We start from the raw sequence: 9,647 nt of genomic DNA on the forward strand, positions 1-9,647 counted from the left end.
CGGAAAAACACGACTCAACCAGCAACACACACTCGATGGGAGGCTTACTATCCTAGCCCAACAACCGAGAACTTGAAACAAGAACCGATAGCCGATACGACCAGAAGATGGTCCCACATGAGGCCGGGAAGCACTGCGGCTTTCCGCACCTTTGGGGTACGTATAGATACATTACGGCCACCACGCCCACCCGTCAAAACGCACCCCACCCGGGCGTGTCGCACGGGCTGCGGGTGGAGACTGGGGTCGTGAGCCGATCAGATAGGACGACCCAGCGGCATCCGTTTGAGCCTCGCGCGTGGATTCTGCGCTTGGGGTTTCGCCGGAGCCTGCTGCGGCCGACCGATTCCGCCAGAAGCGACCGGGTCACCCACATCGAGCTGTTCTTCGACCTGATCTTCGTCTTCGCTCTTACCCAGCTGTCCCGGTACCTCTACGCCAATCAATCCTGGGTCGGTGCGCTGGAATCGATCATTCTCGTACTCGCGCTGTGGTGGCTCTGGGTGTACACGACCTGGGTGACCAACTGGCTCGATCCGGCCAAACTTCCGGTGCGCGGCGTGGTGATCGGGCTCTCCCTCGTAGGTCTGGTGATCAGTACGTCGATCTACGATTCCTTCGGCGATCAGGGGCTGGTCTTCGCTATCGCGTATGTTGTGCTGCAACTGGGCCGCACCGTTTTCATGGTGCTCGCTCTTGCCAGGCATGATCCGGCCCTGCACGCGACCTTTCTGCGCATTCTGCTCTGGCTCTCGGTGGCGAGCGTGTTCTGGATCGTCGGTGGCCTCATGCCGCTCGCGGTACGGCTGCCAGCCTGGCTGATCGCGCTCGCGATTGAATACGGTTCGGCGAGCCTCGGATTTCGCATCCCCGGGCTGAAAGCGCCGGGCGTCGACGACTGGGATATCTCCGGACCGCATATCGCCGAGCGCAGCGCCCTGTTCGTCATCATTGCCGTCGGTGAGTCCTTTCTGGTGACCGGGTTTGCTTTCGTCGATCAGGAGGCATCCGCTCTCGGGATAACCGGGTTGTTTCTCGCCTTCGTCAACGGGGTGGCGATGTGGTGGCTGTATTTCGATCACGGCGAGCGTGCTGGGAGTAACGCGATCGCGGCATCGAGGGAGCCGGGCCGCATCGCTCGGCTGGCGTATACCTACGTGCATGCCATCATCATCGCGGGAATCGTACTGACCTCGGTCGCTGACAAGTCGGTTCTGGAGCATCCGGAGGATGCCATGACCCTGCCGGTAGCCGTGATCATCGTTGGCGGGCCGCTGTTCTACCTGGTAGGGCTGTTGCTGTTTCGCTGGATCGTTACGCGCACCGTGCTTGTGTCGCACCTCGTGGGGGTCGGGTTGCTCGCCCTGGCCGGTGCGGCGGCAGCGGTCATGACTCCGATCGGGCTCGGGGCCATGACGTCGGTCATTCTGGTCACCGTCGCGGCCGGGGAGACCATCGCGCGCGTTCGCGCCGGTACGACCGACGACGACGCTGGCTGAGCGGATGCCGGGCCCACCTGGTGACCGTGGGCCTAGTTTAGAAACTGGGCCCCGTCCGCAGGGCGGGGAAAATGGGACGTTTGACTCTGGTGCTGTGGCTGCGCAACCGGAATACTGAAATGAACGAGATCGCTGAAACAGAAGGAAGGCAATCATGGGTTCTCTCACGTATGACCGCGTCGTCGTCGAGATCGATGATCGCACCCTCGCGCACCTGCAACTCGTCATCGTGCAGAAGCTGCGCCGGGGCGAGAGTTTTCTGTTGTCGTGGCAGGACTCCGCCGAGGTCGGTTCCGGTCGCAGCTCAATCTGGCTGAACCCGGCCATCCCGCTGTACTTCAAGTATTCCGGCGGCCACGCCGCCTCGTTGAACCGACAGTGGATCGAAGACCTCAGCCGCTCGGCCAACAGCGCCCAGGGACTCGCCATCGTCAGCGAGGCTGGGTCGTTGCCGGTCACCACGCTGACCGCGCGGCCGAAGACGACAGTTGACGCGCGAACGACCGCCCGCACCGACACGGTACTGGCATAATCCGCGTCACGGCAGCACGCCGCGCCACGGGCAGAGTCGGTGACCGGACCTCCGGCTGATTCACGAAAGGCGGGCCCACGTTTAGAGCGCGGGCCCGCGTTCGAATCTGACGCGACCTAGTGCTTCGCGACCAGGGTCAGTACGTCGTAGGACGCGACCAGTTCGTCCTTCTGATTGGTCAGCACGGCATCCCAGCGCACATCGCCGTACTCGTCGGTCTCGCGCGGGGTGATCTGCTTCGCGGTGAGCGCGACGCGGATGCTGTCTCCGGGCGACACCGGCGTGACGAACTTCAGGTTTTCCAGCCCGGAGTTGGCGAGCACGGGCCCAGGCGCTGGGTCGACGAATAGGCCGGCGGCCCAGGAGACCAGCAGGTAGCCGTGCGCCACCCGGCCAGGGAAGAACGGGTTCGCGGCGGCCGCTTTTTCGTCCATGTGGGCGTAGAAGGTGTCCCCGGTGAACTGGGCGAAGGTTTCGATGTCTTCGAGAGTCACCGTGCGGTACTCGGACACGATCTGGTCGCCGATCACGAGTTCGGCGAGGCTCTTTCTAAACGGATGCGTGTCGCCGCCTCGCGCAGACGCGCCCTGGTGCCAGATTCCGGTGATGGCCGTGAGCATCTCGGGTGAGCCCTGAATGGCAGTGCGCTGCATGTGGTGCAGCACCGCACGGATGCCGCCGAGCTCTTCGCCGCCGCCGGCCCGGCCGGGGCCGCCGTGCACCAGTTGCGGCACCGGCGAACCGTGCCCGGTGGAGGTGCGGGCGTCGTCGCGGTCGAGCACGAGCACGCGGCCGTTGAAGGCCGAGATGCCGGTCATCAGGGCGACGGCGACCTCGGGGTCGTGGGTCGCGATGCTGGTCACGAGCGACCCGCCGCCGCGGCGCACCAGGGCGATGGCCTCGTCGAGGGTGTCGTAGCCGAGCACACTGGACACCGGGCCGAAGGCTTCGACCTCGTGCACAGCGGCGACGGACGCGTCGTCGAAGCGCAACAGCAGCGGCTCGACGAAGGCACCGTCGGGAGCGAGCGCGGTCGTGCCGTCCGCTTGCAGAACGGCGGGGGCATTCGTTTGGCCGACGACCAGCTCACCGCCGGCGGCCTGCAGGCGAGCAACCTGCTTGAGTACCTCGAGGCGCTGCGCGGCCGAGGCGAGCGGCCCCATGGTGACGCCATCGCAGCGGGGGTCGCCGAGCACAATGCGTTCGCTGATCCGCGCCTGCACGGCCGCGACGACGTCATCCATGGCCGCACGCGGCACGATGACGCGGCGGATGGCGGTGCACTTCTGGCCGGCCTTGACCGTCATCTCGGTGACGACCTGCTTGACGAAGGCGTCGAATTCGGGGGTGCCGGCGACGGCATCCAGACCGAGAATAGAGGCGTTGATTGAGTCGGTCTCGTTGGTGAAACGCACTCCCCCGGTCTGCACCGAGTCGCTCGCGCGGAGCTTCTCGGCGGTCGAGGCCGATCCGGTGAAGGCAACGAGGTCACCGAGGCGCACGTCGTCGAACAGGGTCGGCACGCTGCCGGAGACCAGCTGCAGCGAGCCCTCAGGCAGCAGGCCGGAGTCGGCGAGGATGCGCACGAACGCCTCGGCGAGGTAGCCGGACGGCGTGGCGGGCTTCACCAGGGTGGGCACGCCGGCCAGGAATGCTGGCGCGAACTTCTCGAGGGCACCCCAGACCGGAAAGTTGAACGCGTTGATCTGCACGGCCACACCGGGCAGGCGCGAGTAGATGTGGCGGGCGATGAAGGAGCCGTCCTTGGAGAGCTGCTCGACCGGCCCGTCAACGTAGACGCGGGCGTTGGGCAGCTCGCGGCGACCCTTGGAGGAGTAGCTGAACAGCACGCCGATGCCGCCGTCGATGTCGACCCAGGAGTCCACCTTGGTGGCGCCGGTGCGGCTGGAGAGGGCGTAAAGCTCTTTCTTATGCTCGGTCAGCAGCAGGGCCAGCTGCTTGAGCAGCACGGCACGCTGGTGAAAGGTGAGCTCGCCGAGCGATTTCTGGCCGACGGTGCGGGCGTACTCGAGTGCGGCTGCGAGGTCGAGGCCCCGCGTGCTGACGCGGGTGACGATCTCGCCGGTCGAGGCGTCGCAGACGTCGACGGCGTTGTCGTCGGTCGTCGGCGTCCACCAGGCACCCTGGACGTAGCTGGGCAGAATGGTCGTCATGGGGTCTCCCTTGGGTTCTATGCGGGGTGCGGTCTCGGTGCGAGTGGGCATCAGGCTTCGTCCCAGCGGTAGAAGCCCTGGCCGGACTTGCGGCCGAGCTTGCCCTCCGCGACGAGCTTGCGCAGCAGCGCTGGCGGTTCGAAGCGGGCCCCGAGCTGCTGGTGCAGGTATTCGGCGATGCCGAGCCGCACGTCGAGTCCGACTAGATCGGTCAGTTTCAACGGCCCAACCGGATGCTTGTAGCCCAGCATCATCGCGGCATCGATATCCGAGGCGCTCGCGACACCCTCTTCGAGCATGCGGATTGCCTCAAGCCCGAGGGCCACACCGAGGCGGGACGAGGCGAATCCGGGCGCGTCACTGACGGTAATCGGAGTCTTGCCGAGGGCAGAAACCCAGCTCTGGGCATCCGCTACCAATTCGGGCGAGGTGGAGCTTCCGGTGACGAGTTCGACCAGATTTGACGCTGGCACCGGGTTGAAGAAGTGCAGGCCGAGAAAGCGAGCCGGGCGTTTCAGTTCGTCGGCGAGGTCGTCGATCGAGATCGACGAAGTGTTGCTGGCGAGGGCGGCGTCGTCGGAAAGTTGGGCCTCGACCTTCTGCAGGGCCTCGACCTTGAGCGCGCGCACCTCGGGGACGGCCTCGACCACGAGCGCACGGTCGCGAAACAGTTCAAAGTCGGCACCGACCTCGAGGCGGGACTCGAGTTCGAGACGGGTCTCACCCGTGGCACCGCGGCTGATGCTCGCTTCGACGGCGCGCAGCACCCGTTCCCGCGCGGCATCCGCTTCGGTGTCGCCCTGTTCAACCAGCACCACGTGGGCTCCGGCGAGCAGGAATGCGTGGGCGATTCCGGCGCCCATGCGCCCGCCGCCGAGCACGCCAACGCGGTCGGGCACCCCGGATTCGCCGCGATCACCGAGTTCCAGTTCAGAAACAGACATCAGATTTCCTCCACAGTGACGATCAGAGCGGGCGTGCCTTTCGACACTAGACCCGCTCCAGAATGAGGGCCGAGCCCTGACCGACGCCGACGCACATGGTGGCGAGGCCGTGCTGGGCGTTTTCCCGCTCCATGCGGGCGAGCAGAGTGACGACCAGGCGTGCACCGCTTGACCCGAGCGGATGCCCGAGCGCGATAGCGCCGCCGTCGCGGTTGACAATTTCTTCGTCGAGGCCGAGGCGGCGAATGCACGCGATGGACTGGGTGGCAAAGGCTTCGTTGAGCTCGATTGCGCCGAGGTTGGCCAGGCTCAGGCCGCTGCGCTCGAGGGCGCGCTGGGTGGCGGCGACCGGGCCGAGGCCCATGATCTCGGGGGCCAGGCCCACGTTGGCACCGACGACGATGCGGGCGCGGGGGGTGAGGCCGTACTTTTTCACGGCCTCGCCGCTCGCCACGAGGACCGCGGAGGCGCCGTCGTTGAGCGAGCTCGCGTTGCCGGCCGTGACGACGGAGCCGCCGGCGACGATGGGGCGCAGGGCGGCGAGGCCCTCGAGGGTGGTCTCACGGCGCAGGCCCTCATCGACGAGCACCTCGCCCTTCTTGGTGGGCACGCCGACGATCTCATCGACGAAATGGCCGGCGTCGATCGCGGCAGCGGCGCGCTGGTGACTGCGGAGCGCGAAGGCATCCGCTTCTTCCCGGGTAATGCCGTCGAGGCGGGCGACCTCCTCGGCGGTCTCCGACATTGAGAAGGTGGCCTTGTCGCGCGCGGCGAGTTTGGGGTTCACGAAGCGCCAGCCGATGGAGGTGTCGAACTGGGCACCGGGCTTGGCCCAGGCGCGGTCGGGTTTGGCCTGCACCCAGGGGGCGCGGGTCATCGACTCGACACCGCCGGCGATCATCAGGTCGGCGTCGCCGGCACGGATGGCTTGGGCGGCCATCGTGATCGCCGACATGCCGGAGGCGCACAGCCGGTTGACTGTGATTCCCGGCACGTGGTCTGGCAATCCGGCGAGCAGCCCGGCCATGCGGGCGACGTTGCGATTGTCTTCGCCGGCCTGGGTGGCGGCGCCGAAGACGATCTCTTCGATCAGCCCGGCGTCGATGCCGGCGCGGCGCACGGCCTCGCCAACGACGAGTGCGGCGAGGTCATCCGGGCGAACTGTGGCCAGCGCACCGCCGTATCGGCCTACGGGGGTGCGTGCTCCTCCAACGAGGTAGGCCTCAGCCATGTTTTCTCCTGACGACGGTGTCTGCGTGTGCATGTGGGAACGATTCGTAACTTACCGATCGTTCGGAAAGTAATTCTGGCAGACGGATGCTCGCGCGGCAACTCCCGGATTCTGGTGTTGCCGAAACGGTCCGACACGCAACGACCAAAGACCGACTACACGGGGAACTGGTTTCGGCCGTCCTTCCACACCTGCTCGATCATGGTCGGGAGTACCGCAAGTTGGTCGATGGAGTCGAGGCGGGCATTCAGGATCACGGCGTCTGCCAAATATGACGGAGCCAATCGCCCAACGCTTCCGTGGGGAGTGATGAGCTCTCCGGCCACCGACGTCGTGGCTGCGAGTACGTGCTCGAGTGTCATGCCCACGCCGGCGAGCAGCGCCAACTCCTGTAGGTTTTCGCCGTGCACGCCCACCCCGGAGTCGGTGCCCATGGCGATGCGCACACCGGCGGCGACTGCTCGCCTGATGGATTCCCGATGAATGTCAATGACCTGGTGTGCTTTGGCGATCACCAGCGGCGAGAGTCCGCTCTGTCCCGTTGCCGCCTTGCGGATCACGGCCTCCGGCGCGGCGAGGGTGGGAACGAGGTACGCGTTCTTCTCCAGAAACAGGGCGATGGCTTCGTCGTCGAGATAGATTCCGTGCTCGATGGTGCGCACACCCATCCGAAGGGCGTTCTTAATGCCGGCAGCTCCCTGCGCATGCGCCATGACATATTTGCCCTGCGCTTCTGCCTCCTCAACGATGACCCGAATCTCGGCCTCGGTGAACTGCGAGTGCCGCGGGTCATCCGTCGGCGATAGCACGCCGCCGGTCGAGCAGATCTTGATCTGGTCGGCCCCCGCTCGAAGCATCCGTCGAGTGACCTTGCGCACTTCTTCGACTCCGTCTGCGATACCGCTTGGACGGCCGGGGTGTGAGCCCATTGTCGGGGACTCCACTCCGGAAGGTTGCCAGAAGTCCGCGTGCCCGCCGGTTTGGGACATGATGCTGATTGCCAAACGCAGGCGCGGACCTTTGATCAGTCCGCTGTCAACAGCAAGCTTGGTGCCCAGATCGGCGCCGCCAGCGTCTCGAGCCGAGGTGATTCCGGCGCGCAGGGTCGACTCGAGATTGCGAACTGATTCGTAAAACTGCAGGGAGAACGGTTCAGTGAATGCCTGGAGTGATCCCGGGTTCGAGGTTGTGGAGTGAATGTGCAGGTCGATCAGCCCGGGCAGCACCGTCTTGCCGCTGCAATCGATCACGGTGGCATCCGCAAAGGCCGGGAGGGATCCGGCTTGTGGGCCGACCGCCGCGACGGTGATTCCGGTGAAGACGACGTCTGCTGGCTCGGGAAGGAACCGTTCGCCATTAAAAACGTGGGCGTTCCGAAAGACGGTGGAAGAGACAGTCATGAGGACCTTTCAGTGGATGCCGGCATGGCGATCGGGGTCCCATCGGCTGCATCAGTGCGGCCGATCCTCGTGCAATTCCCCCTGTTGCCTACTTGATCGTGCCCCCAAAGGGAACGAAAACAAAATGGGCACCCACCGCACGGTGGATGCCCATTATTGCTTCAACGAACTTGCGAGCGGATGCTAGATGTTCGCCAGTTCGCGCACAGCCGCGTCACCCGGGGTGGCGGAGGTGTAGCTGGCGTCGATCTCGGCCCGATCGAGCAGCTCATCCATGCGGCGCTTGCGCTGCTTGGGAATGAGCGTCACGACGGTTCCGGTCTTGCCGGCGCGGCCGGTGCGTCCCGCGCGGTGCAGGTACGTCTTGTACTCGTCGGGGGCGTCGGCCTGGATGACCAGGTCGATGTCGTCGACGTGGATTCCGCGAGCAGCGACATCCGTTGCGACGAGAACGTTGACCCGGCCGCTCGTGAGCATCTGCAGGTTGCGGGTACGACGAGCCTGGTTGAGGTCACCGTGCAGGCTGGTGGCCTTGACTCCGGCGTCCTCGAGCTGGTCGGCGAGCTGCTCAGCGTAGGCGCGGGTGCGGCTGAAGATGAGAGTCTTGCCCTCGCGGTTGACGAGCTCTTCGATGATGCGGCCCTTGTCGCGGTGCTCGATGACGAGCACGCGGTGGTCGATGGTGGAGGAGGCCTGGTCTTCACCGGCGACCTCGTGCACGGCCGGGTTGGTCAGGAATTCCTTGACCAGCGAGGCAACACCCTTGTCAAGGGTCGCGGAGAAGAGCAGCTTCTGGCCGCCGGCCTTGGTCTGGCGCAGGATGCGCTGCACCGGCTCCAGGAACCCGAGGTCGCACATGTAGTCGGCCTCGTCGAGCACGGTGACGACAACTTCGCTCAGGTCGAGACGACCCTGGTCGATGAGGTCTTCGATGCGACCGGCGGTGCCGATGATGATGTCCACGCCGCGCTGGAGGGCGCTGACCTGGCGGTACTGGGGAACGCCGCCGTAGATCTGGGTGGTGAAGAGGCCGACGCTGCGGGCGATGGGCTGCACGGTGCGGTCGATCTGTAGGGCGAGCTCGCGGGTCGGAGCCAGGATGAGCGCGCGGGGCTTGCGGGCCATCTTGCGGTCCTTGGCGCCGTTGTTCTCCATCAGCTTCTCCACCAGCGGAGCGCCGAAGGCGATGGTCTTACCGGATCCGGTCTTGCCACGGCCGAGCACGTCGCGCCCGGCGAGCACGTCGGGGATGGTCGCAGCCTGGATCGGGAAGGGGGACGGAGCGCCGAGGGCAGCGAGCTCGCGCACGATGTTCTCGCCGAGGCCCAGGTCGCCGAAGGTCACGCCAACGACATCGGATGCCGTCGTGGCGATGGCTTCGAGACGCTCGAGTACAACGTCGTCGCCGCCGGCGAAGGTCGGCTTGGCGCCGTTTTCGCTGCGCTTCGGGTAGAACTTGCTGTCGCCGTCGCTCGGACGGTCATTACCGAAGTCGCGACGGGGCGGGCGGTCGTCGTTGGAACGACGCGGGGCGCGGTCGTCAAAGCTGCGCGGTGCGCGGTCGCCGTAGGACGGACGCTCGGTGCGAGCGGGACGGTCGCCGTACGAGGGACGCTCCGTGCGGGCCGGACGGTCGTCGTTGTAGGTCGGGCGGTCGGTGCGCGGGGCACGGTCACCATAGGAGGGACGCTCGGTTCGCGGGGCGCTGTTGCGATCACCATACGACGGACGCTCCGTGCGGGCCGGACGGTCGTTGTAGGCCGGACGATCCGTGCGGGGACGGTCGTTGTTGTAGGCCGGACGGTCGGTGCGCGGGGCACGGTCACCATACGACGGACGGTCGTTGTTGCGGTCGTTGTTGTAGGCC

Annotated in this window: 7 protein-coding genes; 2 read left to right on the top strand and 5 right to left on the bottom strand. The window is 66.0% G+C overall.

The window, feature by feature from the left end; genetic code table 11:
* Positions 1 to 248 precede the first annotated feature (248 nt).
* On the top strand, positions 249 to 1,499 hold the full coding sequence (locus CJ028_RS02960) for a low temperature requirement protein A (protein ID WP_161498878.1): 1,251 nt from the start codon (positions 249 to 251) through the stop codon (positions 1,497 to 1,499).
* A 154-nt stretch (positions 1,500 to 1,653) separates the two neighbouring features.
* Positions 1,654 to 2,031 carry a DUF7882 family protein gene (locus CJ028_RS02965; protein ID WP_240607057.1) on the top strand — a complete coding sequence of 126 codons (378 nt, stop codon included), beginning with the start codon at positions 1,654 to 1,656 and terminating at the stop codon, positions 2,029 to 2,031.
* Positions 2,032 to 2,147: 116 nt separating this feature from the next.
* Here CJ028_RS02965 and paaZ read toward each other — a convergent pair whose 3' ends face one another.
* The 5 genes from paaZ to CJ028_RS02990 all read right to left on the bottom strand — a co-directional run.
* On the bottom strand, positions 2,148 to 4,205 hold the full coding sequence (paaZ, locus tag CJ028_RS02970; RefSeq protein WP_105033804.1) for a phenylacetic acid degradation bifunctional protein PaaZ: 2,058 nt from the start codon (positions 4,203 to 4,205) through the stop codon (positions 2,148 to 2,150).
* A gap of 50 nt (positions 4,206 to 4,255) precedes the next feature.
* On the bottom strand, positions 4,256 to 5,149 hold the full coding sequence (locus CJ028_RS02975) for a 3-hydroxyacyl-CoA dehydrogenase family protein (RefSeq protein WP_105033805.1): 894 nt from the start codon (positions 5,147 to 5,149) through the stop codon (positions 4,256 to 4,258).
* Between the two features lie 46 nt (positions 5,150 to 5,195).
* Entirely contained in the window at positions 5,196 to 6,380 is a 1,185-nt protein-coding gene (locus CJ028_RS02980) for a thiolase family protein (protein ID WP_105033806.1), read from the bottom strand.
* A 155-nt stretch (positions 6,381 to 6,535) separates the two neighbouring features.
* Positions 6,536 to 7,780 (bottom strand): metal-dependent hydrolase family protein, encoded by a 1,245-nt coding sequence (locus CJ028_RS02985; protein ID WP_105033807.1) that lies wholly within the window; start codon positions 7,778 to 7,780, stop codon positions 6,536 to 6,538.
* Between the two features lie 183 nt (positions 7,781 to 7,963).
* Positions 7,964 to 9,647 (bottom strand): DEAD/DEAH box helicase (locus tag CJ028_RS02990; protein ID WP_105033808.1); only part of this gene is annotated, 1,684 nt, incomplete at its 5' end.

The organism is Cryobacterium aureum, from assembly GCF_002954245.1.
GTDB lineage: Bacteria > Actinomycetota > Actinomycetes > Actinomycetales > Microbacteriaceae > Cryobacterium > Cryobacterium aureum.

What these genes read in the sequence shown, in the direction of transcription:
- CJ028_RS02965 (WP_240607057.1), top strand. Translation starts at nt 1,654, where the DNA reads ATGGGTTCTCTCACGTATGACCGCGTCGTCGTCGAGATCGATGATCGC.
- paaZ (WP_105033804.1), bottom strand. Translation starts at nt 4,205, where the DNA reads ATGACGACCATTCTGCCCAGCTACGTCCAGGGTGCCTGGTGGACGCCG.
- CJ028_RS02975 (WP_105033805.1), bottom strand. Translation starts at nt 5,149, where the DNA reads ATGTCTGTTTCTGAACTGGAACTCGGTGATCGCGGCGAATCCGGGGTG.
- CJ028_RS02980 (WP_105033806.1), bottom strand. Translation starts at nt 6,380, where the DNA reads ATGGCTGAGGCCTACCTCGTTGGAGGAGCACGCACCCCCGTAGGCCGA.
- CJ028_RS02985 (WP_105033807.1), bottom strand. Translation starts at nt 7,780, where the DNA reads ATGACTGTCTCTTCCACCGTCTTTCGGAACGCCCACGTTTTTAATGGC.